Origin of the sequence: Streptomyces sp. NPDC088706, from assembly GCF_044752765.1 — a bacterium.
GTDB lineage: Bacteria > Actinomycetota > Actinomycetes > Streptomycetales > Streptomycetaceae > Streptomyces.
Window position 1 is genome coordinate 1 of the sequence record NZ_JBIVLW010000020.1, and the last position, 24,650, is coordinate 24,650.

Consider the following 24,650-nt stretch of genomic DNA (forward strand, 5'->3'; position numbering starts at 1 on the left):
TCCACGGCCGAGTGCTCACACCATCACGAACGGCCGAATCGTCAGATCGGTCACGCCCCACCAGGACGATTCAGCAAGATCGTGTTACGAGCTCTTAGACCGCAAGACGGATCCGCGGCGTTGATCACCGCATACGCCTGGGTGCTGACTCTCACTTCAGCGCCGAGTGCGTTCTTGCTCTGGTGTCTGAGGCGACGGGCTCTGAGCTGCCATTCCTCAGCACGAGGTGAGACGATGGTCGGCGCCTCGCGAGAAGGCCCAGCCCAGCGATACGGAAGTCAGCACTTGAATGCCGGCCCGTTCGCCACGTTGAGCGCGCGAGGGTGCTCGTGAGGTGTGAGCCAGGGCCCTGCGGATGTCGCTGTGTTCCAAGACATGACCGAAAGTGGCCGTTGATCAATTTTGGCTATCAACTTACGATCTCACCGTTTGGCATGTGGCAGGAGCATGGCGCTCTTGTCGGGGCGGGCATGCCTTTCCGGGGGAGGGGGATTCCCTCTTCGCGTGCCCGGATTCGACCCGCGAACGAATGGGATGTACCTGTGAGATCTCTCCACGCGCGTGTCATGGCTCTGCGAGCCTCGGTTCGTCGGGCAGCCATAGTGCTGCTCAGCGCCGTCACGATCGTCAGTATCTTCGCCTCGCCGGCTCAGGCGGGGAGCTGGGACAGCAGCCTGTCCGGCGTCGGCCCGGGCTATGAGTCCCGCCGGTGGTACCAGCCGAGCTCCTCCACGGGCACCACGATCAAGTTCACCGGGTGCACGGGAGGGAACACTGTTGTAAACGTCACACTTTACAAGGTCGTCAACAACTTCCCTGACACGGACTACACCAGGGCGGCGTTCACGAAGTGCTTCGCGGGCCCCTCGTCGACCTCCACGGGAAACTGGAAGGACCATGGAGCCGGGGACTACTACTTCGTAGTCAATGACGGTGGTGGCTCGACCGTTTCGGTCAGGTACCTGGTCGTTTCCTACTAGTCATACTGTCCCCGGCACCGCGTTCACCGCGGGGCCGGGGGCGAGTTCCGTCGATGAGGTTGACCCATGCCGTTGCACTACCAGTCCTGTACGTTCCGCTACAGCCGCAGGACACGTCCTGTCATCGACAGACTCGACCTGAGTTTCTCGCCGGGCAACACCGTCCTTCTGGGTCCGAACGGAGCGGGTAAGAGCACGCTTCTTGCGCTAGGAGCGAGCGCGCACGCTCCACTGGAAGGAAAGGTCCGCTTCGGCGAGTTGCGGTCCACTAATAGCAGGACTTTGCAGTCCTACCGGCGCAAGGTCTCCTGGTTGCCCCAGCGTGCCAGCTTTCTTCCGAGAATGACTTGCCGGGAGCACGTTGCCTACGTCGGCTGGCTCAAGGGGATGCGGGAACGAGACGCCTGGCGTGCCGCTCCCGCAGCGATCGAGCGTGTCGGGCTGACGACGAAGATCAAGGACAAGGTTGCGACCCTCTCGGGAGGGCAACAGCAACGGCTGGCCATTGCCCAGGCCTTGGTGCATGACGCGGAACTCTTGCTTCTCGACGAACCCACGGTCGGCCTGGACCCTGTCCAGCGACGCCGGTTCCACGATCTGCTCGTCGAACTGCGAGGCAGCGTGCACGTCATCGTGTCCACACATGACATTGCCGACCTGGACCAAGCCTTCGACGAGGTTGTGGTCCTGGAAAACGGGACCCCGAGATTTCAGGGTGGAGTAACAGAATTCGCCGACTACGCCGATCCGCAGAGTGTTCCAGGACGACGCCTGGAGAGCGCCTATTCAGCTCTGCTGGGATCGGTGGAACAGTGATCTCGCTCGGGAATCTTCGTGCGTCCTCCGCCCCTTGGTTGATCCTCCCGGCGCTTTTTTACTTGAACAGCTTCGTCACGGAGGGAAACTTCTGGGGCGTTCACGGCTACGGCCTGGCATCGGGCGAGTTCGCCTCCTGGGGCATCACAGCAATCGCTCCGGCAGTGGCCGGGGCTGCCGCCTGGGAAGCCGGCCGCCAGCGGCACGTGGAAGACCTGCGGAGGGTCAGCTCTCGAGGTCCTGTGCGCCAGTGGTTGTGGGCGTCCCGACCGGTCTTCGCGCTGCACCTCGTCCTTGTCGTTGGCGCCCTGATCATGACCAGGATGACCGTCGGGGTCTGGCCGAGCACTTCCGGTCTGCTTGCCGTTGGGCACCTGTTGGTACTCCCGTGCGCCTGGGTAGTCATCGGCTGGATGGTGGGGCTGCTGTGTCCACGTGCTGTTGCCGCGTTGATCGCTGCGGTCAGCAGCTGGGTTTGGCTGGCCATTCCGCAGTCCATGAGTGCCCCCTCATGGCGTCATCTGAATGGCTTCATTACTGAGAACTCGACCCTCACCGACACTCTGGACCCACTCGTCTATCTTGTTCCCTGGCTGGTCACGGCAGGAATCGCTGTGGCTGTCGTGCTAATCGTGGGCGTCCGCCGCAGGCCTTGGCTGATCGTGTTGAGCGTGGCCGTTCTGGCAGCAACGATCCTCACAGGCAGAAGTCTTGTATCGGACTGGGGGCACAGCCCGCTCGCAAATGCACGCGTCGGCCACACCGTATGCGTCGGCCAGTCGCCGACGCTCTGCCTGCCCGAAGAGTACGGGGAGAAGGCCTTGAGCCTGCGAAACAGCTCCCTGTCGGCGCTGGAAGAACTGCGAGCCTCTGGAGTGCCCTCGCCACGGACGCTGCGACTGGCCTCCGATGAACTCGATCTCGAACCGGGTACCTGGCCCCTGTACTGGTCGCCGGAGAACAGCACCGAGCAACTCCGCGTCGATCTCGCACGATCGGCCGTCGCCGGCGTCGCCGCCCTCCACGGCATACGTGACTGCCGCCAGCCGTACCTGGCTGACACATGGGCGCTGCTGGTCGTAGGCATAGACGAAGAAGACGTGCGGGCGAGCGTCCCTGAGCAGGACTGGAAGCAGGTCCAGCGCATCCGTCAGCTTCCGGCCGAGCAGCAGGCCCAGTGGTTCACTAAGGCCGCCCAAGACCAGACCCACTGTGTGGGGGGAACGACGTGAAGCTCTACTTTTCCGTCGTGCGACGTTGGTGGACCGTGCCCTGCGCACTCCTGCTGCTGGCAGTGATCTGCTGGATACTTGGCGGGACGGAAGTCCCCGTACCGGCATTTCTGGGCGGCATGGTCAGTACGCGTGTTCAGTACTTCACGCCGCTCCTCGTTGTCGGGGCAGTCCTCTACTGCCTCGAGCGTCGCCTGGACGCTCCCGAGAGGACAGCAGTCGTGCGCGTTGACCGCTGGGACCTCGGGGCCGTCACGGTCACTGTGACGTTGTCTCATCTACTGGGCCTCATCTTGGGCATGGACATCCCACGCAACCTGATGCTGCTCCTCGCTGTGGCTCTGGTCGTACGGCGGGTCAGTAACGAGGCAGCAGCTGGCGCCGTCTGCCTGCTGCTCCTGCTGATCAGCGCCAGTCTCGGCCGCGCTTTTCACCCTTCCGGGAAGCCAGTAGCTGAGTGGTGGGCTCTCACGCTCTATCCATCCGAGAGTCTGCCCGCGTGGACTGCGGCTCTTGTTCTGTTCGCCTTGGGACTACTGGCATCCAGTCGGCGTCAATCAGCAGCGCGTAGCTGACTCGCGGCCAGCATTGAGAACACCTGGTATGAACTACTGAACTTGAATCCGTGCTGTCGGGGTCTGCCGCGTGGTGCTGGGGGCCTGGCTCGCGGTTGACCCACGACGCGGGAGAACGAGGATGATGTCCGCGTGATTCGAAACCTGCCGCCGTTGTCGTTGCCCCAGTACGTCGTGGTCCGTATCGGCTGCTCACCAGAGGTGCCCCCTGAGATTGCCGCCGATCTGCGGCAGATCGGAGTCCCGGCGGGGCTGATCGGCTATGAGTACCAGCCGCTTGCTGAGGCGGCGGTCCTCGGCGGGATGGGCGACAGCGGGTTGGTCGTCTTCGGGACCAGCGGCCTGTTTGGACACATCGCCATCGAAGTGGCTTCGCGCCGCATCGTGCACATGCCCATGGCCGAGTCTTCGACCACCAATCACGTGAACAGGGACCTCGAAGCCTTCCACCGGTGCGTCGCGGCCACCATCGCCCGCTTCCCGTTCTACGAAGAAGGCGAGGAGGAAAAATTCGAGGAGGCGGCGGGCGACCTCCGCGAGCTCCTGGCCACCCTCGATGACACCGCGCTCGCACGCAACGGGCTTTAGGAGGCCCTGTGTGACGACATTGCGATGGGTGACTACGCGAACTGGGAGGACTGAAGTATGTCAGCCCTCCAGCATCAGACCCGTGGCCTGCAGGCAGCCGTCGACCAGCTCCGGTCGGTACTGGATCCTTCTGAGGCGACGCTTTACGGCTCGGGTGATCTGGCTGAGGTCCGCTGCGGCGAGGTTGCCGATGTCGCGTTTGACCAGCGACCAGACGCCCTCCTGCGGGTTCAGGTCCGGGACGTAGGTCGGTAACTGGAAGACGGTTAGCCCGGCGGTGTTGGCCGCGAAGAACTCCCGTAGCGGCGCGACCAGGTGCATGCGCAGGTTGTCCCACACCAGGACGATCGGGCCGCCGAGATGAGTGTGGGCACGGGCGATCAAGTCGCGGTAGTCCTTCCAGCCGAAACCCTTAGGTTTGTCCTTACGGCCCCGGTACTCGCGGACCGCGTAGATCAGGCGAGAGCGCTCACCGGGCTTGTAGCAGGTCATCCCCCCATCGAGACCCGACCTGAACCGCGTCCGCGCACGCGGACGACCGGAGTGACGCCCAGGCGGCCCCGGGCCCTGGCACGCGGTGGCGTCATCGACTGGCCGGCCTCGTCCTCGAAGACCACCCAGGCGTTGTTCACCGCCGCGGTGCTCTTACCCGCGGCCAGACCTCCCGCCTCCACAGCGCACCGCGTCGTCGTCGCGCTCGATCGCCCGCCGGACGGGCTGCTGCCACGACCATCCGTGCCGCCGAAACAGCCGCCACGTACCCTCCACCGTGCACGAGACGTGGAACAGGCGGCCGATCATCGCCTTTACCCGGGCCAGCGTCCACTGCAGATCGGTCCATCCGTGCACCAACGGTCCGCGCTCCAACTCCCGTTCCAGTCGCGTTATCTGTGTGCTCGAGAGCCGAGGCCGACCGGGAGATCCCTTCGATGCCACCCCGGCCAGACCGCATCGAGGAGACCGACGGAGCAGTCCGCCTCCGCCTCGGCGCCCTCCCCGTCGACTTGCCCGGTCCCGTTGCTGAGCTCGCCCTTCAGCAAGTTGCGGTTCGCCGGAGCCATGCCGTCCTCGCCCGGGCAGACTCACCCTGGCTTTTCCCCGGCGGCCGGCCTGGCGCCCGATCAGCGTCTGGGCCATGGGCGAACGACTCCGCAAACTCGGCATCCGGCTCGCCGAGACCCGGTCGACTGCCCTGTTCCAGCTCGCCACCGAGCTGCCCGCCGCGGTCCTCGCCCGCACGCTCGGCATCGACATCACCGTCGCCGTCAAATGGCAGCGAGCCGCCGCCGGAGACTGGGGCGCCTACGCAGCCGAGATCAGCCGACGAGCCAGCAGCCACCAGCAAGGAGAAGACGTACGTGACTCTCGATGACCAGAACGAGAACGCGCAGACATCCGCAAGCCACGATGCCACGGAAGCAGGTTGGCAGGCCGTTCGCCGAGACGGTCGAGTCCGCGACGAACTCGTCAACGCTGCCTACGGCCATCCTCGCCTACGGCAGCTCTTCCCCTGGACAGGCATGGGAGAACTGCACTTCAGTCGCTGCACCGAACACCGCTGGACATGGGACATTCCATACATCCAACCCGCCAAGGGGGGTGGCTACTGGGTTTCCGGCCCACTACGCACTGAATCGGTCGGTCCAGCCGCAACCGTGGAGGACGCCATCGCCATAATCATCACGAGGCTGCCGGCCAACGCTGGCCCGGCGTTTGTGGGAACCCCCGAGCAGCTTGAGGACTATGAAGCTTCGCCTGGCTCTCACCCGACCACGAACCCAGGCGCTGAATGATCCGGGCCGCAAACACCGCTCACCTCACGACATTCGCTGGGGTATTCGGAGAGTTCCAATACCCGAGCACACCATTAGGCGTCTCCGACGAGTACCGCAACCAGCTCCTTGAGGCTTCACTGAAGCGTCGGCTGGGTGACGACTGGGATCTTAAATGATCAAAAAGATGGGATACGAGTGGTGCTTGCGGGCCACGATGGCGGAGCATCAGATATTCCAGACATCGGACCTCGTGCCGCTCCTTGCCGAGCGCGGCGTGACGCTGTCGCGCGAACAGGTCTACCGCCTGGTGACGCAGCCGCCCCGGCGGATGAGCATGGACACCCTGGTCGCCTTGTGCGACATCTTCCAGTGCACCCCGAATGACCTCATAAAACCGAAAGTGGTCAACGCCCAGGTCAAGAAGACCGCCGACGGGCAGGCAGAGCCGCTTCCGCTCAAGCAACGGCGGACCACGATCCGGCGTCCAGGACAGCCATGAGGCCGCCGACTTCCGACCAAATCCGCCTACGTGCCGAGCTGGCTGCCGCCCAGGAACAGATCGTCGTGCTGCTGCGATCGGCAGTGGGCGACACGCTTTCCCCCGAGCAGGCCCAGGCCGCGGCCGAGCAGGCTCAGGCATGGCGAGGCGCGAACGCCTTCCGCCTGCTTCGATACCTGTCCGGTGGACCCGACACTCTGAGCGCTCCCGTAGCGACTGCCCTTCCTGCGCAGTGCGCCTGCTGGCCGCGCTCGCCGCCGCCGGACACGACGACAAGGTCGCGCTGTTGGCCTGCGCCGACTGTGGGCGCATCCAGCCCCTCCCCATCGAGAATGGGCCGGAAGGGCGCCTGCGTTCACGCTGCGCCGGCCGCCGCCGCAAGAAGCCGTGCGCCCGGTGCGGCAACGTGGCCAGCATCTACACGCGCCGCGAGGATGGCGGCATCTGCCTTCCGTGCAGAAACAAGGAGCCGGACGCCGAGGAGACCTGCGCCAACTGCCGCCGGCTCATGCTCCCGTACCGGCGCCTGCCCGACGGAACCAGCCTGTGCCAGACCTGCGCACCCAAGAACACTCAGACCTGCTGCAGCTGCGGCCGGCTACGCCGGGTCAACGCCCTGACCACCGCAGGCCCGGTCTGCAGCACCTGCTACTCCAGCCCGCCACGACAGTGCGGGATCTGCAAAGAGATCGCGCCCATCATGGCTCGGGCCGACGGAACCAGGCTGACGCCTGCTACCGATGCCATAAGCGGCCAAAGAAGCCGTGCGCCATCTGCAAGAGGCCCGCCCAGGTCACCACATCAACAGCGGCCGCGGCGCGTGCCACTGCGACACATGCCGCCCCCGCGCGGAGGGTGCCTGCACGCTGTGCGGCCGAACCGTGAAGGTCAAGATCTTCTGGCCGCGAGGACCGGTCTGCGCACCCTGCTACCGGACGACTCGGTCGACGCCCGCTCCATGCGCCTCGTGCCGTCGGCGCCGCATCCTCGTAGGGCAGACTGCCGAAGGAGCTCCGCTGTGCAAGGCGTGCTCGTTCCCCGACGAACCAGTTGAGCGCTGTGCGACCTGCGACGAACCATCGGACCTGTACTCCGCCGGTCGCTGTCCCCGCTGCACTTTGACCGACCGCGTCACCCATCTACTCTCCGCCCACGGGGAGGGCGTGGCGCCGCCCCTAAAGCCGCTCGTTCACGTGTTGGCCGATGCGGAGAATCCTTACCAGGGCCTGAAGTGGCTGCGACGGAGCCCAGCCGCTCACCTCGTGAGGCACCTGGCCCTCTCCCCGGAGATGCTGAGCCGCGAGTCCCTCGACGCACTTCCTCAGAGGGCCGCATCGGGCCTACGTGTGGGGACTGCTCGGCACCGCTGGCATCCTTGCACCGCGGGACGAGAATCTCGCACTGCTCACCAACTGGGTGACGCGCACGGTCGCCGACCTTCCAGCGCGGCAGGCCAACATCATCCGGCCCTTCGCCGAGTGGCACATCGTCCGCGATGCTCGTCGACGCTCATCGCGCGGCCGCTACACCTATGCCGCGTACAAGGGCGACTACGGCAACGTAACTGCCGCCATCGACTTCCTGAACTGGCTCGACTCCCAGAGCCTGAACCTCCGCCGGCTCCAACAGGCGCACTTGGACACCTGGGCAACCGACCGGCCGACTCTGCGCGCCCGAGCCATCCCCTTCCTCCGCTGGGGCATCGCCCGACGGCTCTGTCCTCCCGATCTGGTCATCGACCGCCCAGACTCCCAACTCCCCGGCAATTTCCAAGCCGAAGATGACGCCCGTGAAGAACTAACGCGCTGCCTCAACGACGCCACACTGCCCTTGGACGTCCGCATCGCCGGAGCTCTCGTCCGCCTCTACGCTCTGCCCCTGACCCCGATCGTCGAACTCACCACCGACCACATCAGCCGCGACCGGGAGCACACATACCTGAGGGTCAAGCAACACTCCTTCCTGCTGCCGCCCAAGCTCGCCCGCCTTATCGCTGACCAGATCCGTTGCGGTACACCCGGGCACAGTGTTGTGACCGGACCACGACATCTTTTGCCTGGTCAGAGCCCTGGGCGGGCACCACGGCCTGTCCGCTCGCGTTGCTCGAAACATTGCCATGCTGAACGCCCTCACGGATCTACCGCCCATGATCATCGCGGACCTTCTCGGCATCCATCCCAAAACAGCCGACCGTTGGGCCACTCTCGCGGGCAACAACTGGTCCGAGTACGTGTCCTCGCGGACCTGATCTGACGACATCGAGAGACCAGCCCTCGACCGGGGCATACCGCAGCTCCCGAATAGCGACACTTCACCAGTGGCACGTGCGGACCGAGGACGTCGTCGTCGGCGGCTGGCTGCCCGGACAGGGCCGACTCACCTCCCTGCCCGGCGCCCTCCTCACGGGCCAACCCGACCCCGACGGCCAGCTCCGCTACGTCGGCACCGGCTGGCGAGACACCGAACGCAACGAGCTCGCCGCCCTCCTCCAGGCCGCGGCGACCGACACCTGCCCCTTCACCGAGCGGCCTGCCGTGACCGGCGCCCGGTGGGTGGTACCCGACCTTGTCGGCGAAGTCCGCTGCGTGACCCGCACCAGGTCGGGACGGCTGCGACAGCCTTCCTGGCACGGCCTGCGCCCCGACCTCACCCCCGACGACCTCCGGCCTAGCTGAGGCCGCAGGAGCAGGAGAGGGAACGACTGCGTGGTGGCGGTGTCGGCGACACGGGAGGCTCTGGCCACGAGCCCGAGGGCATCGAAAGCCCTCGGTTCATCACGGTTGAGTCCCGAGCCGGAACTATGGCTTCCGTCACAGCCAATGCGATCTTGCCCTGATGAGATCGCCGAGTGCTCGGTTTCCTCTTCAGCCTCCTGCCCTTCTGGGTCCGTGAACCCCTGTTCATCGTGGTCGGGTCTGTTTTCGGCGTACGCATCATGTATCTCGCCCTCCGCGACGACGCATGGGTGGCAGCCGGGATCGGCGTGGTGTTCCTGCTGTTCACCGCGGTGCGCGTCCACACGGTGGTCCGGGCCCTCCGCGCGCGCCGGCACTCGAGCCCGGCGGCCCTCGCGGACGGGGCGGTGTCCGACGCTCCTGTCCAGCCCCAGCCCCAGCCCCAGCCCCAGCCGCAGCCGCAGCCGCAGCCCCAGCCGCAGCCTCCAGCGGTGCAGCCTCTCGCCTCGGCCGCTCCGGAGGCAGAACCCAACGCGTGGGGCCAGGCCTTTGCGGCCGTGGCCGTGTTCGCGGTACTCGGGGCCGTCCTGTGGCTGGGTCCGCACCTGCTGCCCTCCGACAACGACAGCACCCCGCAGGCCCTCTCGTGTTCGCGCGGGGAGGACGAGGAGCTGCCGAGCGCCTACAAGAAGACGCCCCACGCTGTCACCGGCGTCGAACTGTGCGAGGCGCTCAACAGGCCCGACCTGCCCAAGCTCCTCGGAACGCCCACGGAGACCGCGACCGTGGTATCCGGCAACAGCAACACCGCCCCGCTGACCGACGGGAAGGTCGCTCAACCGGAGGCTGAGGTCCAGTTCGACACCTACACCGTGAACGTCGTGGTCACGTACAACGACCTGTCGATCGCCCAGTACGTGAAACTGATGGGTTTCGGGGAGACGACGGACGTCAAGACGCTCCCGGTCCTCGGCCGGCCCGCGGTCCTCTCCTCGGATCACACCATGGAGATCGAGATCAATCTCGGGAGCGGTGGATCATCCGGCGGACCCGTCGAGCAAGGCCCCCTGGCCAGAACGCTGTCCGTAGCCCTCGACGGTAGGGACCGGGGTGGCTACTACGACATCACCGTGTGGAGCACGTCCGGAGCCCTCCCCGACGACAGCGTGCTCCTCGACCTTGCCGAGACGGTTCTTCCGACGATCCCCGAACGGACTGCGTGAGGAGGCGCTCAGGGATTCCAGGGCCAGGGTGAAACAGGAGCAGCGAGGAAGTCGACCGAACCCGGGCCTCGTTGTAAGGTGAAGAAACAGCACTTGACCTGCAAAAACGCAGGCAGGGAGCCTTGAACCCGGGAGTACTCCGATGATGCGCACCATGTTCAAGTCCAAGATCCACCGGGCTACCGTCACCCAGGCCGACCTGCACTACGTCGGTTCCGTGACCATCGACGCCGATCTGATGGACGCCGCCGATCTGCTGCCCGGCGAGCTGGTCCACATCGTCGACATCGACAACGGCGCCCGCCTGGAGACGTACGTCATCGAGGGCGAGCGCGGCTCCGGAGTCATCGGGATCAACGGCGCCGCCGCACACCTCGTGCACCCCGGCGACCTGGTCATCCTGATCAGCTACGCCCAGGTCGAGGACGCGGAGGCCCGCGCGCTCACCCCCCGGGTCGTCCACGTCGACGCGGACAACCGGATCGTCGCGCTCGGCACCGACGCGTCGGCCCCGGTGCCCGGGACCCGTACGGAGCGAAGCCCCCAGGCGGTCGTCGCGGGCGGCTGAGCCGGCCGACCGCGTCCCACGGAACGAGGAGAGCAGAACCCATGGCGGAGAACGCTGCGACGGAGATCGGCGACGACCGGGAGCACGGCACGCTGACGGCCTGCGTGAACGGGGAGGCCGCCGGAACCATCGCGTACTTCGTCATGGACCCCGCCCCGGGCGCGCTCGTGGCCGTCCACACGGTCGTCCGCCCCGAACACGAGGGCAAGGGCGTCGCCGGAGCGCTGGTCCGGAAGTTCTACGCCATCGCCGCTCAGGAGGGCGTCCCCGTCGTGCCCCTGTGCCCGTACGCGGCGAAGTGGGCGCAGCGCCACCCGAAGGAGGCGCCCGAGGCTCCGGAGGAGCTCGTTCGGGAGGCGGGGCGGCAGCTCAAGGACCATCCCGAGATGTTCTGACGGCACCTCGGCGGTCCTGGAGCCCGTACTCCTGCGGGCTCGGTACGTGTGGACTCGACAGGCGGGGGCAGCCGCACCGGGAGACGGTGGAGGAAAGCTTCCATCTGTCCGTTTCGTGTCGTTGTGGAGGATCGAAATGACCCACCCGTACCCCGACCCCGTACCGCCGTCGCCGACGCCTCCGCCCGTGCCGGGTCCACCCACCCCCGTGCCGAGCCCGCCGCCCGTGCCGCCGGGCCCCGGCCCGGTGCCCCCCGGCCCGGCTCCGGACCCGATTCCGCAGCCCCCGGCACCCGGACCGGACCCCGTGCCGGACCCGGAGCCGCAGCCCGAGCCCACCGGGCCGTAGGGACGGGCGCGGGGGCGAGGCCGCCCCCGCGCCCCATTGCCGTGCGACACCGGCCGCGGCCCTCAGCCCAGTCCCGTCAGCGCGTCCGCGTGCGCCAGCCCGCTCTCCGCCGCGATCGCGTCCATCGTCTGCGCCTCCCGTACCGTCGTGAACGTCACCTCGCCCTCCGGTGCCGTCGAGCGGAAGCCGTACACCGCTGGACGCGGCAGGCTGTTGTACGCCCACGGGGTGGAGAAGTAGTACGCCCCCGTGTCGTACAGCACCACGAAATCACCCTCGGCCAGCTCCGGCAGCTCCCGGGCGTGCGCCACCACATCGCCCGCGAAGCAGCACGGCCCGGCGATGTCCTGCGCCAGCCCCGGCCCGCGCTTCGGTGAGCCGTCCGCGGCGAACGCCCCGATGCGCAGGGGCCAGGAATCGGGCATGAAGACCGTACGGGTGGCGGTCTGCGCCCCCGCGTGGGTGAGCGCGATCCGGCGCCCGCCCGCGTCCTTGGTGTACTCCACCCGCGCCCCGATGAAACCGTTCTTGGCCAGCAGCGACCGGCCGAACTCGGTGACCAGCGTGTAGCGCCCGGAGAAGAGCCCGGGGGCGGCGGTCGTGAGGGCGGCGACGTAGGCGGCGTAGGTGGGGTGTACGGCGTCGTCGGTGAAGTTGACCGGCAGTCCGCCGCCGATGTCCAGGCTGGTGACCTGACGGACACCGAGGCGTTCGTTGATCTCCTCGGCCAGCTCGTACGTCTGCGCCACGCCCGCCGCGATCAGCTCCAACGGGCATCCCTGGGAGCCGACATGGGCGTGCAGCCGGGTGAGCCACGGGCGGGCTTCGAAGGCCCGCACGACCGCCTCGCGCGCGCCCGGGTCGCGCAGTGCCACCCCGAACTTCGAGGTCTCCGTCGCCGTGCTCATCGGCCCGATCGCACCGCCGCCCACCTGCGGATTGACCCGCAGCCCGAGGACGGCGGCGGAGTCCTGGTTGCGCAGCGCGTCGATGCGGCGGAGTTCGTCGATGCTGTCGGCGTTGACGGCCACCCCGAGGGCGAGCGCCAGCCTGATCTCCTCGCGGGTCTTGGCGGGGGAGTCGAGAACGATCGTCCCCGGCGCGAAACCCGCCTCGACGGCGAGCCGCAGCTCACCCGGGCTCGCCACCTCGCACCCCATCCCGCAGTCGGCGAGCAGCCGCAGGACCGGGATGAGGGATGAGGCCTTGGCCGCGAAGGTGTGCAGCACACCGGGGCTGTGGGCGAACGCCGCCCGCAGTGTGGCGACGGACGCGCGCACCCCGTCCGAGTCGACGAACCCGGCCACCGGGTGGGACTCGCTCAGCAGGCCCTGCCCGACGGCGGCCCGGACGGCCGCGTCGAAAGGAGCGGCGGGCCGGTGGGTGGTGACCGCGGGCGCGGCGGGGTCATCGAGAGGTGCGCAAGGTGTCGGTGTCGTACGGCCGCAGTCGGTGATGGCTGCCCCCACAGGTCTTCGGCGGATGGTTCCGGATCGGACACCGGTCAGGCGATGCGCCCGACCACCGTCTCCGGCGTCAGTATCCGGAAGGTGAACGCCTGCTGGAAGGAGAGGCGGACGCCGGCGGCTTCGTGGGCCGCGTCGCCGATCGTCAGGCCCTGGCCCGGGTCGAGGGGCAGCTGCGGTGGGTCGGGCGATGAGCCGTCCCGTAGACCGGTGATCCCCGCGAACAGCGCCGCGCCGGGATCACCGGTCTGCGGAGCCACCACGGGCTGGACCGGAACGGGGTCGGGAACGGCGTCGGACATACGCACTCCAGCGTCGGGTGGACCACGTGAACAGGACTCGCGGCCCAGTCAGCCACGTCCCGCGGCCGACCGCACCTGGGGTGGCCCGGGCGGACGAGAGCAGCCGGACCGGATCGCCCGGAGTGCGGGAGCGTACGTGTCGGGCAGCATCCGGTTCCGGCGCGTACGCCTTAATCCGCGTACGTCTACAGGCCACGTCCGTCCCGGGCGCGTACGTCTACAGGCTTCGTTCGTCCCGGGCGCGTACGCCTCAAACCACGTCCGTCCCGGTACTGGCATGCGGGTGGTCGGTCAGCTTTCGCCTTCGGTCTTGTCGCCGCCCCAGAGGGTGTGGAAGGTGCCCTCCCGGTCGGTGCGGCGGTAGGTGTGTGCGCCGAAGTAGTCGCGCTGACCCTGGGTGAGGGCGGCGGGGAGGCGTTCGGCGCGCAGGGAGTCGTAGTAGGCGAGGGTGGCGGCGAAGGCGGGGGTGGGGACGCCCCGGGTGACGGCGGTGGCGATCACGGCGCGCCAGTCGTCCTGTGCTGCCCCGATCTCCTCCGCGAAGCTCTTGTCCGCGAGGAGGCTCGGCATCTGGGGCTGGGCTTCGTAGGCGCCGGCGACCCGGTCCAGGAACGCGGCCCGGATGATGCATCCGCCGCGCCAGATCGCGGCGACCTCACCGAGGTCGATGTTCCAGTCGTACTGCTCGCTGCCGGCCGCGATCTCGTGGAAGCCCTGGGTGTAGGCGACGATCTTCGAAGCGTACAGCGCCTGCTCGACCTGGTCGGCGAAGGCCGCCGCCTCGTCCTCGCCCAGCTTGTGGGCGGAGGGTCCCTCAAGATGGCGTGAGGCAGCACGGAGGGCGGCGTGGCCGGATACGGAGCGCGCGAAGACGGCCTCGGCGATGGCGGAGACGGGGACGCCCAGATCGAGGGCGATCTGCACGGTCCAGCGGCCGGTGCCCTTCTGCTCCGCCTGGTCGAGCACGACGTCCACGAAGGGGTCACCGGTCTCCGCATCGACGTGCGAGAGTACTTCCGCGGTGATTTCGATGAGGTAGGAGTCCAGGCGCCCGGTGTTCCAGGAGCGGAAGATGTCCGCGATCTGCGCGGGGGAGTACCCGGCCACGTCACGCAGCAGCTGGTAAGCCTCGCCGATGAGCTGCATGTCCGCGTACTCGATGCCGTTGTGCGTCATTTTTACGAAATGTCCGGCGCCGTCCGGTCCGATATACGTGACGCACGGGTCGCCGTCCCTGGCCTTCGCGGAGATCTTCTCCAGCATCGGCTCGAGTGAGCCGTACGACTCCTTGCTGCCGCCCGGCATGATGCTCGGCCCGTGGAGCGCGCCCTCCTCGCCGCCGGAGATGCCCGCCCCGACGAAGTGGATGCCGCGCTCGCGCAGCTCCCTCTCCCGGCGGCGGGTGTCCTCGAAGTGGGCGTTGCCACCGTCGATGATGATGTCGCCGTCCTCCAGCAGCGGCGCGAACTCCTGGATCACCGCATCCGTGGGATTCCCGGCCTTCACCATGATCACCAGACGCCGTGGCCGTTCCAGAGCCACGACGAACTCCTCGGGGGTCCGCGCGGCGACGAAGGTGCCCTCGTCGCCGAACTCCTCCACCAGGGCGTCGGTGCGGGAGGTGGTGCGGTTGTGTACGGCGACGGAGAAGCCGTTACGGGCGAAGTTCCGGGCCAGGTTGCGGCCCATCACCGCAAGCCCGGAGACGCCGATCTGAGCAGTGCCGCTCATCTGTGTGCTCCTGCGGGTCCGGGGGCGTTCGGTCAGGGGAGTACGGGACGGCGAGTGGGCGCGCTCACGCGTCTGCTTGCCTACGTGCCTACGTGCATACGTGCCTACGTGTTCGCTCGCCGACCGTCCGGTTCGGTTGAGTCCGGTCGGTTCAGTCGGGTCGGGTCGGGTCAGGGTGACGGACGCTGTTCGCCCTCGACGGGCGCGTTGTCGGTACGGGACCCCTCGGCCGGAGAGCCGTCGAGCATGGCGCCATTGGGGAGCGAACCGTCCAGAAGGGTCGCGTCGTCCCCGTCCTCGGGGATCACGTGCATGGCGGCCTCCTCGGCCGACGCCGCGGCCCCGTCGATGCCCACATCGCTGGCGGTGAGCGTGGCCGGGACACTCCCCTCGGCCTGCTGGGTCAGCCGCCCGGCACGGGTGATGCCCACCTTGCCGTCCCAGAGCTCACCGTCCCCGCCCGCCAGGTCACCCACCCCGTCGCCGGTGAAACCGGGCGTCTCGGGAAGTTCTCTGGTCAGCCGGGCTTCGAGGGACTCACCCGTGACGCCTTCGGCAGCCGTGGTACCGAGACCCTCGACCACCCAGGGCCGGTCCGGCGGCGAATAGCCCTCGTCGAGGGGGTCGCCGGTGCCGGAGGGGTCCAGCAGCGTGTCCTTGGAGCCGAGCTGCTCCTCGGGGTCGGCGGCCTCCGGCTCCTGGGGCTGGTAGACGTCGTCCCCCCAGTCGGTGTCGCTCATGGCGCGTCCTTTCCTCGGGAGAACCACTGTCCCCTGTACGCAATTCCACTCCGGTCCCGCTCCGCCCGCAAAGGGAAGTCCGGTCCCGCTCCGCCCGCAAAGGGAAGACCGGAACACGGCATACGGCCGTGACTCGCGGGTCGGGTCCGTACGGCGGCCCTGGCCCGGCCGGACCTGCCCCGACCTGCCCCGACCGGACCGGGGCGTGCGCTGCCGGACGTACACTCGGCCCATGGGTCGTAGCGCCGAACTGAGGAAGTGCCCGCACCGGGCCGCCTCCGTGCTGCCCCCGGTCGCGGCGTCCGCCGCCGCGCCGGCACCCGCCCACGCGGCGCCCGGAACGGGCCGCACCGCGCTGCACGGCCACGGCTAGCGACCTTCGGCGTCTGCCGGGCCCGGGCGGTTGCCCAGGTCCGCCGCCCCCTCCCACGAACGACTCCGGCCTCCCTGCGCCGGAGGGAGCCGCCCTTCCGGCGCGCGCCGGACCAGCGATCCATCACGTACCACCGACACGTACCACCGACACGCATCACCGATCGCGCATCACCGATCACGCATCACCCACCACCATTCATGCATCACGCGGCACACGGCGCACCGCCCGTGCCGCTGCCCGGCGACGGCCGCAGAGACGGGTCGAGCCGCATTCGAAGGGACCCATCGTGAAGCTGAGCGACCTATTGGCCGGGCAGGACCACCACGTACTGCAGGGAAGCCCCGAGCGGACGAGAATCACCGCCGGCACGACGTTCGACGCGGACCGGGTCATGCCCGGCTCCGTCTTCGTCGCGGTGCCCGGCCACGCGGCCGGCGGTCCGGACGCCGTCGCACCGGCCGTCGCCCGCGGCGCGGCAGCCGTCGTCGTCGACGCCCAGGCACCACCTCTCCCCGCAGCCGCGGGCGACGTGTGCGCGATCCGGGTGCCGGACGCCCGCAAGGCCGCGGCCGTCATCGCATCGCGCTACTTCGGCGAGCCGGGGCGGGCGATGGATCTGGTCGCCATCACCGGGACCAACGGCAAGACCTCCGTCTCGTACATGGTCGAGTCGGTGCTGCGCCTGGCCGAGGGTGCCCGGGTCGGCGTGATCGGCACCGCGGGGAGCCGCATCGGGGACGAACCGATCCCGATGCCGCCCTCGGCGCTCTCCACCCCCGAATCGCCCGATCTGCAGTATCTGCTGAGTCGCATGCGTGACAGCTCGGCGGGCAGCGTCGTCCTGGAGGCCACCTCGATGGGTCTGCTGACCCACCGTCTGGACCGGACCTTCATCGACGTGGGCGTCTTCACCAACCTGTCGCAGGACCATCTCGACGACCACGGCACCATGGAGCACTACCGGGACGCCAAACTCCGCCTCTTCCAGGGGCTGTGCCGGCTCGCGGTCATCAACGCGGACGACCCGGTCGGTGCCGGCATCCGGGAGCTGATGCCCGACGCGGTGACGACGTACGGGCTGGACGGGCCGGCGGACTACCGTGCGACCGACCTTGAGGTGGACGCGTCGGGGACCCGGTTCACCCTGCACCACGACGGCCGGAAGTACCCGGCGGCGATTCCGTCCCCGGGCCGGTTCTCGGTCTCCAACGCCCTGGCCACGGTGGCGGCCTGCCATCTGCTCGGTCACGGCTTGGCCGGGCTGGTCGACGCGTTGGAGCGCATGCCGCAGATCCCCGGCCGCTTCGAGCGCCTCCACACGCCCGAGGGCACTTCGGTGATCGTGGACTACGCCCACTCGCCGGACTCCCTCAACAAGGTCCTGGCCACGATCCGGGGTTTCGCCGAGGGCCGGATCATCACGGTCTTCGGCTGCGGCGGCGACCGCGACACCACCAAGCGCGCCGAGATGGGAACCATCGCCGGCACCCACTCCGACCTGTGCGTCCTCACTTCGGACAATCCCCGCTACGAGGACCCCGAGGCGATCCTCGACCAGATCGCGCCGGGCATCGCTGCGACCGGGACGCCGTACGAACGGTTCACGGACCGCCGCCTGGCCATCGCCTCCGCCCTCGCCTCGGCGGGGCCGGCCGACATCGTGCTGATCGCCGGCAAGGGCAGCGAGCCCCACCAGATCGTGAGGAACGAACTGCTGCCCTTCAGCGACATGGCCACTGTGCGCGAACTGATCGGCCAGTAGGCGGGCAGGGCGCGGTTGGCGGGGTTCAGTGGGTCCGTGCCCGGCACTGCGCGGACATGCCTCCCGCCGCCGGAAACCTCCACGAGGCGAGCCTCCACTTCCTGACCGTCAGCCCGTCCGGCCCCGCCGACGACGAGTTGTCGCACCGCATGGCGAAACCTGGGCCGGGTCCGCCGTTCGCGGAATCCCGGGCCGGGGTCCACTCCTCACGGAATCCTGTGCCGGGTCCGCCGCTCACGGAATCCAGGGCCGGGGCGCGGACGCCCCCCGCACCTGGGCCCGGGCGCGGACGCCCTCCGCACCAGGGTCGCGGTGCGGACGCCCTCCCCGCATCTCCCCATCACGTCATTGGCATGGACCTGACTATCTAACTCCGCTACAGTCCGGGACGACGCGTCTGAGAGCGCTCTCAAAGACTCGATCCCGATGTGCTCCCCGATGCCTCCCGTTCCACCCCCACGTCGCTGGAACAACAGGAAGGATCACTCCCTTGAGACACACAACCGTGCTGCGGACCGGTCTGTCCGCGCTTCTGGTCCTCGGCGCCTGGACCGCCGTCGGCCCGTCGACCGCCTCAGCCACCCCCGCCGGCTCCGCAAAGCTCCCCGCCTCCGCGTCCCTGCTCTCCGCCATGCAGCGTGACCTCGGCCTGACCGAGGGCCAGGCTCGCACGCGGCTGGCCGAGGAGAAGGCGGCGACGGCCCTGGAGCCGAAGGCCCAGCGCGCCGCGGGTTCCGCCTACGGCGGGTCGTGGTTCGACCCCGCGACCGGCAAACTGACCGTCGCCGTCACGGACGCCGGCAAGGCCGGTGCCGTACGGGCGGCAGGTGCCCGGACTCGGATCGTCGAGCACTCGGCGGCTCAGCTCGACGCCACCATGAAGCGCATCGACGCGCTCAGCGCACCGGATGGCGTGGCCAGTTGGCGCGTCGACCCCGCGGCCAGTCGCGTCGTCGTGAACGTCATCGGCTCCGCCCAGCGTGACAACGATGTCCGCGCATTCGTCGCCAAGGCCCGCAAGGCCGGGCCCGTCACGGTCGAGCGGGCGGCCGAGGCCCCGCAGACCTTCGCCGCGGGCACCGTCGGCGGCGACCCGTACTACACCGGCAACGTCCGCTGCTCCATCGGCTTCTCCGTGCACGGCGGATTCGTCACCGCCGGGCACTGCGGGGGCGTCGGGCAGCAGGTCCGCGGCTGGGACAACTCGTACATCGGCAACTTCCAGGGTTCGTCCTTCCCCGGTGACGACTACGCCTGGGTGAACGTCGGCAGCGGCTGGTGGACCGTCCCGGTCGTCCTCGGCTGGGGCACTGTCCCGGACCAGTTGGTCCGCGGCTCGAACGAGGCTCCGATCGGCGCCTCGATCTGCCGCTCCGGCTCCACCACGCGGTGGCACTGCGGCCGGGTCCTCGCCAAGAACGAGACCGTCAACTACAGCCAGGGTGCCGTGCGTCAGATGACCAAGACCAGCGTCTGCGCCCAGGGAGGCGACTCCGGCGGCTCGTTCATCAGCGGCGACCAGGCCCAGGGCGTCACCTCGGGCGGTTGGGGCAACTGCAGCAGCGGGGGAGAGACCTGGTACCAGCCGATCAACGAGATCCTCAACCGGTACGGGCTGAGGCTGCACACCGCGTGATCCGGGGGAGTCGGCCGCTCGGCGGGGCGGCCGACTCCCACCGGCGGGCGACGCGCCCGTGCCCGTCATCGCCGCCGACCGGCCGGGCCGGCCGGTGGACGGGCGGTGGTGACGATGGCGACAAGGTGATCGAGCGGCCCTGCCCCAACGGCGGGGCCGCTTCCCTGCCGTGCCGGCTTACCCGGCCGCATCCTGGGTCATGCGATACCGGTCACCGTCATCGCCATCCGCCCGTTATCGCCGTCCGTACGCTGCCCCAACGCCCCTGACTCAGCGCAGGGTTCACCGTCTATTGACACCCCCTCAACCTCGACGCAACACTGACACTACGCGGGAGAGCGCTCTCCCACTCGTCTCCGGCGGTGCTCCGGGCGCGTGGACGCCGGGGGGCAGCGCCTCTTCCCGGCTGCACCGCCCAGCTCAACTCCCCCCACCGTGCACCCGATGTGCACGGACGCGGAGCGGCATGGAGGTCCGTATGGCGACAGGATTCAGCAGGACAACCCTGGTGTCCGCGCTGATCGTGGCGACCGCCCTGGCCCTGGTGGCCCTGGGGCTGACCGCGATCACGAACGCCGGGGCCACCGCGGCCGGCGCCGCCCCCAGGTCCGCGGCCGATCCGCCCGCCGCGGCGGCCCACGTCATGCGGGGGCACACGATGGCGGCGGCCAGGCCCGTCGCCTTCGGGGACGACCCCGACGGTGACGGATACATTCCGGCGAATCCGCCGGTCACCGGTGTGGAGCCGTCCCGGGAGATACCCCCGCACCGCTACTTCCACGAGTTCCAGGCGAACTGTTCGGTCACCCACACCGCCCCCGACGACCCGATCGTCTACCCGGGCCGGGCCGGCGCGTCGCACGACCACACGTTCATGGGGAACAGGACCACCAGGGCGAGCAGCACCACCGCATCGTTGAGCGCGGGCGGGACGGCATGCCTGGCACCGGGCGACCGCTCCGCGTACTGGATGCCGACCCGCTTCGACGGGAACCGGGAGGTCCGTCCGATCGGACCGCAGACCATCTACTACAAGGCCGGAGTCACCGACTACCGCACGGTCCGGCCCTTCCCCAAGGGGCTGCGGTTCGTCGTGGGCAGCCCGACCCAGACCGCGCAGCAGTTCCGCGACCACCCCGGCATGGTCGAGGGGTACGAGTGCGGTGAGAGCTACCACAACTACGAGTTCCCGAAGGCCTGCCCCACCAGTCCGGACACCCAGCTCAACCTGCGTATGCAGGCGCCCAGTTGCTGGGACGGGAAGTATCTGGACACGCCTGACCACAAGGCCCACATGGCCTACCCGATCGGGATGGGGGCCAACCAGGACGTCTGCCCGGCGAGCCACCCGGTCGCCCTGCCGATGATCGAGTTCAAGATGGCGTGGCCGGTCAACGGAGACATGTCGCAGGTGAGGCCGGCCAGCGGGACCGGCCACTCCTTCCACTACGACTTCTTCAACGCCTGGGACGACGCCACGCTCGACGCCCTGGTCGACCACTGTGTCGTCGGCGGTCTCCAGTGCAACGCCCGTGGCTACGACGAGAACAACCCGGGCCGGGGCGCCGCTCTGGACGAGAACTACGAGCTGCCCTGACCGACGTGGAGCGCTCTCCCTCCTGGACGTACCCCTGCCCAGGAGGGAGAGCGCTCTCCCGTCGACCGACGGCGGCGGCCTTCACCGAGCGCCGTGGCGGCGCCTCCGTGCCGGGGGATGGACCGCGACCGTGGTGGCGGCGTCGCCTCTGCGCGGGATACGCCTTCCGGATCTCCGTGGCCGCGGGGCCGAACTCAGACGGCCGGCACCGCGCGGCGCCCCGCGTGCTCCCCGGATCAGCTCCGCGTACCGGCGGCCGCTGCTCTTGACCGTACGGCGCTGGGTCGCGTAGTCCACGTGGACCAGGCCGAACCGTTTGTCGTAGCCGTACGCCCACTCGAAGTTGTCCAGCAGCGACCAGGCGAAGTACCCCTTCAGCGGAGCGCCCTTGGCGACGGCGCGGGCACAGGCGGCGAGGTGCTCCTCCAGGTAGCGGACGCGCTCCGGGTCGTGGACCGAGCCGTCCGCCGCGACGGTGTCCTGGTAGGCCGAGCCGTTCTCGGTGACGTAGACGCGCCCGACGCCGTACTCCTCGGTCAGGCGCAGCAGCAACTGCTCCAGCCCGTCCGCGTACACCTCCCAGTCCATGTACGTGTGGCGCGCACCGGCCACCGGGACCTGCGTGAACCCCGGCGCCGGGCCCGTCGGGTCCGCGGTGACGATCTGACGGAAGTAGTAGTTCAGGCCCAGCCAGTCCAGCGGGGCGGCGATGGTCTCCAGGTCGCCCGGCCGCACCGGGAGCTCGACTCCGTACAGCTCGACCATGTCCTGCGGGTAACCGCGTCCCAGGATCGGGTCCAGCCACCAGCGGTTGATGTGTCCGTCGGCACGGCGGGTGGCAACATGGCCGATCGCAACAGACGGACCGTGCGTGACCTGCGGCGGGGCAACCGGGCGCGGGTATTGCAACGGTTGTATTTCGACGGCCCGCTGAGCCGTCAGGAGCTCGGCCCCGCCATCGGGCTGAGTTCGGGCTCCATCAGCAACGTTGTCGCGGAACTGGCCGCCGAGGGGCTCCTCCAGGAGGCGGGCATCGTCGACTCCGACGGCGGCCGCCCCCGTACGCTGTTGCGGGTCGCCCCGGACGGCGGGCTGCTGGTGGGCATCGACATCGGGGAGACCCGGGTACGCGTCGAGCTCTTCGACCTCTCCCTGACCGAACTGGCCCGCACCGAGCGGCTGCTCGCCCAGCACGGGTACGACGTCGAGCGCATCGTCGCCCACGTCCGTACGGGCCTGGCCGACGTGCTGCGCGACGCGGGCGCAGACCCGCACCGGCTCCTCGGCATCGGCATCGGAGTCCCCGGCATCATCGAGCACGAAGGACCGAAGGGCCCTGACGGGACGCGCACCGCGGTGGTGCACGGCCAGACGGTCGGCTGGCAGGCGGTCCCCTTCGAGCAGCTGCTGCGCGAGGCCGTCGACGTACCGCCCGAGGTGCCCCTCTTCATCGACAACGGCGCCAAGACCCTCGGCCGGGCCGAGATGTGGTTCGGCGGCGGGCGGGGGGCGGGCGCCACCGCCATCGCGCTGATCGGCTCCGGGGTGGGCGCCTGCGTCGACCACGGCGACATCCTCGCCGAGAACCGCACGAGACTCGCCCTCGAATGGGGATACACCACTGTCCAGCTGCGCGGCCGCCGGTGCCGATGCGGCTCCATCGGCTGCCTGGAGGCGTACGCGGGCGCGGAGGCCCTGCGCGAGCGCTGGCGCGAGGCGGGCGGCCCGCTCCCCGAGGACGCCGACGACGAGACCGCCCTCGCCGCCCTCATCGCCGCCGCCTACCCCCCGCCCGGCGGACCCGCCCCGGACCGGGTCGCTTTCTCCCTCCTGGACGAGACAGCCGAGTGCCTCGGCGCGGCCCTCGCCGACCTGGTCAACCTCTTCCTGCCCGAACGCATCCTGCTCGGCGGCTGGGCGGGCCTGCTGCTCGGCCCCCACCTGCTCCCCGAGATCCGCCGGTACGCGGACGAGTACGCCCTGAGCCACGCCGCGGCCCGCACCACCATCGAGATGGGCCGGCTCGGCCCGGACGCGGTCACCGTCGGCGCCGCCACGCTCCCACTCGCCGATTTCCTGACCCGCGGCGGCAGCCGCCCGGTCCCCGGCGCCCGGTCGGACGGCACCGGCGCGCCCTCGCGGACGGCGGCCGAGACCGTACGCAACCGGAGCCGTACGAAAACGAGTTGAGTACGGGATGCCCCGCCCGCCGGGGCCCGTCGTCAGACTGCCGCCTGCCGTGCGACGGCTGGCCCTAGGCCGACCCCCGCACCACCAGCTCCGGTTCGAAGATGACCGAGGTGGCGGGGGAGTCCGGGCGGGCCAGCCGGTCCAGGAGGAGACGGGTCATCTCGGCGGCCATCTCCTCCACCGGCTGGCGGACCGTGGTCAGCGGCGGCCGGCACGCCAGGGCGGCGCTGCTGTCGTCGAAGCCGACCACCGCCACGTCCTGAGGCACCCGGCGGCCGTGCTCCCGCAGGACATGGCAGGCCCCCATCGCCATCAGGTCGTTGGCGGCGAAGACCCCGTCCAGATCCGGATGCTCCGCCAGCAGCCGCTCCATCGCCGCCTCCCCGCTCTCCTGGGTGAACCGCCCCTCGGCGATCGGGGTGTACGGGTGCCCGTGGCGCGCCATCGTGTCCCGGAAACCGGCCAGTCGGGCCTGCCCCGCCGGCACGTCCAGCGGACCGCTGATCGTCGCGATCCGGCGGCAGCCCCGGGCCAGCAGGTGCTCCGCGGCCAGCCGGGCACCGTCCTGGTGGGCGAGGTCGACGTAACTGATCGGGACCGGCCGGGCGGGGCGCGCGTAGAGCACCGCCGCGAGCCCCGCCTCCGTGAGCAGGCCGGGCAGCGGGTCCTCGGCGTGCGTGGAGACGACGAGGGCCCCGTCCGCGCTGCCCTGCCGCAGATACGCCACCACCTCGGCGCGAGCCGACGAGGTCTGCGCGAACATCAGCACCGGATGCATCCCGCGCGGCCGCAGGTGATCGACCACCCCGGTGATCACCCGGCCGAAGAACGGGTCGGCGAACACCCGCGCGGTGAAGGAGCCCCCGTCCCCGGCCTCCCGTGCGCCGGAGCCCTCCGGACCCGCCCCGGCCTCGACGCCCGCTCCCGACACCACCAGTGCCACGGCGTCGGCGCGCCGCGTGACCAGGGAGCGGGCCGCGCGGTTCGGCGCGTAGCCGGTGACCGAGACCGCCTGCCGTACGGTCTCCTGGATCGCCGGATCGACGTTGCGCACGCCGTTGATGACCCGCGAGACGGTGGCACGCGAGACACCGGCCGCCCGTGCGACGTCCTCCAGGGTGGGCGCTCCGGCCGATCGCGGATCATCCGTCATGAGCGCCTTTATAGCACCCGTG

Annotated in this window: 24 protein-coding genes and 2 pseudogenes; 18 read left to right on the forward strand and 8 right to left on the reverse strand. The window is 69.4% G+C overall.

The genetic code is table 11. The features are described 5' to 3' along the window. Positions 1–566 precede the first annotated feature (566 nt). The 5 genes from ACIQAK_RS29475 to ACIQAK_RS29495 all read left to right on the forward strand — a co-directional run bounded on the left by ACIQAK_RS29475 (position 567) and on the right by ACIQAK_RS29495 (position 4,191). A complete protein-coding gene (locus ACIQAK_RS29475; protein WP_366389344.1) occupies positions 567–980 on the forward strand; it encodes a hypothetical protein in 414 nt (137 codons plus the stop codon). A gap of 66 nt (positions 981–1,046) precedes the next feature. Beyond that, positions 1,047–1,796, forward strand: a complete 750-nt coding sequence (locus ACIQAK_RS29480) for an ATP-binding cassette domain-containing protein (protein ID WP_366389343.1) — start codon at positions 1,047–1,049, stop codon at positions 1,794–1,796. A gap of 62 nt (positions 1,797–1,858) precedes the next feature. Continuing rightward, a complete protein-coding gene (locus tag ACIQAK_RS29485) occupies positions 1,859–3,028 on the forward strand; it encodes a hypothetical protein (protein ID WP_366389342.1) in 1,170 nt (389 codons plus the stop codon). Continuing rightward, positions 3,025–3,603 carry a hypothetical protein gene (locus ACIQAK_RS29490; RefSeq protein ID WP_366389341.1) on the forward strand — a complete coding sequence of 193 codons (579 nt, stop codon included), beginning with the start codon at positions 3,025–3,027 and terminating at the stop codon, positions 3,601–3,603. Before ACIQAK_RS29485 ends, ACIQAK_RS29490 begins: the two co-directional genes overlap by 4 nt. A gap of 132 nt (positions 3,604–3,735) precedes the next feature. Next, a complete protein-coding gene (locus tag ACIQAK_RS29495; RefSeq protein WP_366389340.1) occupies positions 3,736–4,191 on the forward strand; it encodes an SUKH-4 family immunity protein in 456 nt (151 codons plus the stop codon). A gap of 60 nt (positions 4,192–4,251) precedes the next feature. Here ACIQAK_RS29495 and ACIQAK_RS29500 read toward each other — a convergent pair whose 3' ends face one another. Continuing rightward, positions 4,252–4,683, reverse strand: a complete 432-nt coding sequence (locus ACIQAK_RS29500; protein ID WP_366389339.1) for a transposase — start codon at positions 4,681–4,683, stop codon at positions 4,252–4,254. Positions 4,684–4,836: 153 nt separating this feature from the next. Further along, the gene (locus ACIQAK_RS29505; protein WP_401849385.1) at positions 4,837–5,439 is read right to left on the reverse strand and encodes a winged helix-turn-helix domain-containing protein; all 603 of its coding nucleotides are present in this window, start codon (positions 5,437–5,439) and stop codon (positions 4,837–4,839) included. Between ACIQAK_RS29505 and ACIQAK_RS29510 the strand changes: the two genes are divergently transcribed. The 8 genes and pseudogenes from ACIQAK_RS29510 to ACIQAK_RS29545 all read left to right on the forward strand — a co-directional run bounded on the left by ACIQAK_RS29510 (position 5,327) and on the right by ACIQAK_RS29545 (position 11,326). Then, positions 5,327–5,563, forward strand: a complete 237-nt coding sequence (locus tag ACIQAK_RS29510) for a hypothetical protein (RefSeq protein WP_366389338.1) — start codon at positions 5,327–5,329, stop codon at positions 5,561–5,563. The two genes, ACIQAK_RS29505 and ACIQAK_RS29510, sit on opposite strands and share 113 nt — an antisense overlap. Further along, entirely contained in the window at positions 5,550–5,984 is a 435-nt protein-coding gene (locus tag ACIQAK_RS29515) for a DUF6193 family natural product biosynthesis protein (protein WP_366389337.1), read from the forward strand. Before ACIQAK_RS29510 ends, ACIQAK_RS29515 begins: the two co-directional genes overlap by 14 nt. 154 nt (positions 5,985–6,138) lie before the next feature. Beyond that, positions 6,139–6,465: a helix-turn-helix transcriptional regulator gene (locus ACIQAK_RS29520; RefSeq protein ID WP_366389336.1), complete on the forward strand. Its 327-nt coding sequence runs from the start codon at positions 6,139–6,141 to the stop codon at positions 6,463–6,465. A 1,344-nt stretch (positions 6,466–7,809) separates the two neighbouring features. Then, entirely contained in the window at positions 7,810–8,718 is a 909-nt protein-coding gene (locus ACIQAK_RS29525) for a hypothetical protein (protein ID WP_366389335.1), read from the forward strand. Positions 8,719–8,786: 68 nt separating this feature from the next. Next, a pseudogene (locus ACIQAK_RS29530) lies at positions 8,787–9,140 on the forward strand (ATP-dependent DNA ligase); the annotation flags it as partial. Positions 9,141–9,313: 173 nt separating this feature from the next. Beyond that, a complete protein-coding gene (locus tag ACIQAK_RS29535; RefSeq protein WP_366389334.1) occupies positions 9,314–10,363 on the forward strand; it encodes a DUF6215 domain-containing protein in 1,050 nt (349 codons plus the stop codon). Between the two features lie 142 nt (positions 10,364–10,505). Further along, complete coding sequence (gene panD / locus ACIQAK_RS29540; protein WP_366389333.1) at positions 10,506–10,931, forward strand: aspartate 1-decarboxylase; 426 nt, start codon at positions 10,506–10,508, stop codon at positions 10,929–10,931. A gap of 41 nt (positions 10,932–10,972) precedes the next feature. Next, positions 10,973–11,326, forward strand: a complete 354-nt coding sequence (locus ACIQAK_RS29545) for a GNAT family N-acetyltransferase (protein ID WP_366389332.1) — start codon at positions 10,973–10,975, stop codon at positions 11,324–11,326. Between the two features lie 411 nt (positions 11,327–11,737). On the opposite strand, the gene ACIQAK_RS29550 is transcribed toward ACIQAK_RS29545, so the two are convergent. The 4 genes from ACIQAK_RS29550 to ACIQAK_RS29565 form a co-directional block, all read right to left on the reverse strand. Next, positions 11,738–13,144: a diaminopimelate decarboxylase gene (locus tag ACIQAK_RS29550; RefSeq protein WP_366389331.1), complete on the reverse strand. Its 1,407-nt coding sequence runs from the start codon at positions 13,142–13,144 to the stop codon at positions 11,738–11,740. A gap of 35 nt (positions 13,145–13,179) precedes the next feature. Then, positions 13,180–13,443 (reverse strand): hypothetical protein, encoded by a 264-nt coding sequence (locus ACIQAK_RS29555; RefSeq protein ID WP_366389330.1) that lies wholly within the window; start codon positions 13,441–13,443, stop codon positions 13,180–13,182. 291 nt (positions 13,444–13,734) lie between these two features. Then, on the reverse strand, positions 13,735–15,174 hold the full coding sequence (gndA, locus tag ACIQAK_RS29560) for an NADP-dependent phosphogluconate dehydrogenase (RefSeq protein ID WP_366389329.1): 1,440 nt from the start codon (positions 15,172–15,174) through the stop codon (positions 13,735–13,737). A gap of 170 nt (positions 15,175–15,344) precedes the next feature. Then, positions 15,345–15,914, reverse strand: coding sequence for a DUF5709 domain-containing protein (locus ACIQAK_RS29565; RefSeq protein ID WP_366389328.1), 570 nt, complete (start codon positions 15,912–15,914; stop codon positions 15,345–15,347). Positions 15,915–16,146: 232 nt separating this feature from the next. Between ACIQAK_RS29565 and ACIQAK_RS29570 the strand changes: the two genes are divergently transcribed. The 4 genes from ACIQAK_RS29570 to ACIQAK_RS29585 all read left to right on the forward strand — a co-directional run bounded on the left by ACIQAK_RS29570 (position 16,147) and on the right by ACIQAK_RS29585 (position 21,285). Further along, complete coding sequence (locus ACIQAK_RS29570) at positions 16,147–16,287, forward strand: hypothetical protein (protein WP_366389327.1); 141 nt, start codon at positions 16,147–16,149, stop codon at positions 16,285–16,287. 289 nt (positions 16,288–16,576) lie between these two features. Further along, complete coding sequence (locus ACIQAK_RS29575; RefSeq protein WP_366389326.1) at positions 16,577–18,052, forward strand: UDP-N-acetylmuramoyl-L-alanyl-D-glutamate--2,6-diaminopimelate ligase; 1,476 nt, start codon at positions 16,577–16,579, stop codon at positions 18,050–18,052. Between the two features lie 490 nt (positions 18,053–18,542). Then, on the forward strand, positions 18,543–19,688 hold the full coding sequence (locus ACIQAK_RS29580; RefSeq protein ID WP_366389325.1) for a S1 family peptidase: 1,146 nt from the start codon (positions 18,543–18,545) through the stop codon (positions 19,686–19,688). A 478-nt stretch (positions 19,689–20,166) separates the two neighbouring features. Continuing rightward, a complete protein-coding gene (locus tag ACIQAK_RS29585) occupies positions 20,167–21,285 on the forward strand; it encodes a DUF1996 domain-containing protein (protein ID WP_366389324.1) in 1,119 nt (372 codons plus the stop codon). A gap of 194 nt (positions 21,286–21,479) precedes the next feature. Here ACIQAK_RS29585 and ACIQAK_RS29590 read toward each other — a convergent pair. Further along, positions 21,480–22,125, reverse strand: a pseudogene (locus ACIQAK_RS29590) (family 1 glycosylhydrolase); the annotation flags it as partial. Between the two features lie 3 nt (positions 22,126–22,128). Between ACIQAK_RS29590 and ACIQAK_RS29595 the strand changes: the two are divergent. After that, positions 22,129–23,475, forward strand: coding sequence for an ROK family transcriptional regulator (locus ACIQAK_RS29595; RefSeq protein ID WP_366389323.1), 1,347 nt, complete (start codon positions 22,129–22,131; stop codon positions 23,473–23,475). Positions 23,476–23,539: 64 nt separating this feature from the next. Here the strand turns inward: ACIQAK_RS29595 and ACIQAK_RS29600 are convergent, their stop codons facing one another. Next, a complete protein-coding gene (locus ACIQAK_RS29600) occupies positions 23,540–24,628 on the reverse strand; it encodes a LacI family DNA-binding transcriptional regulator (protein ID WP_366389322.1) in 1,089 nt (362 codons plus the stop codon). Positions 24,629–24,650: the final 22 nt, after the last annotated feature.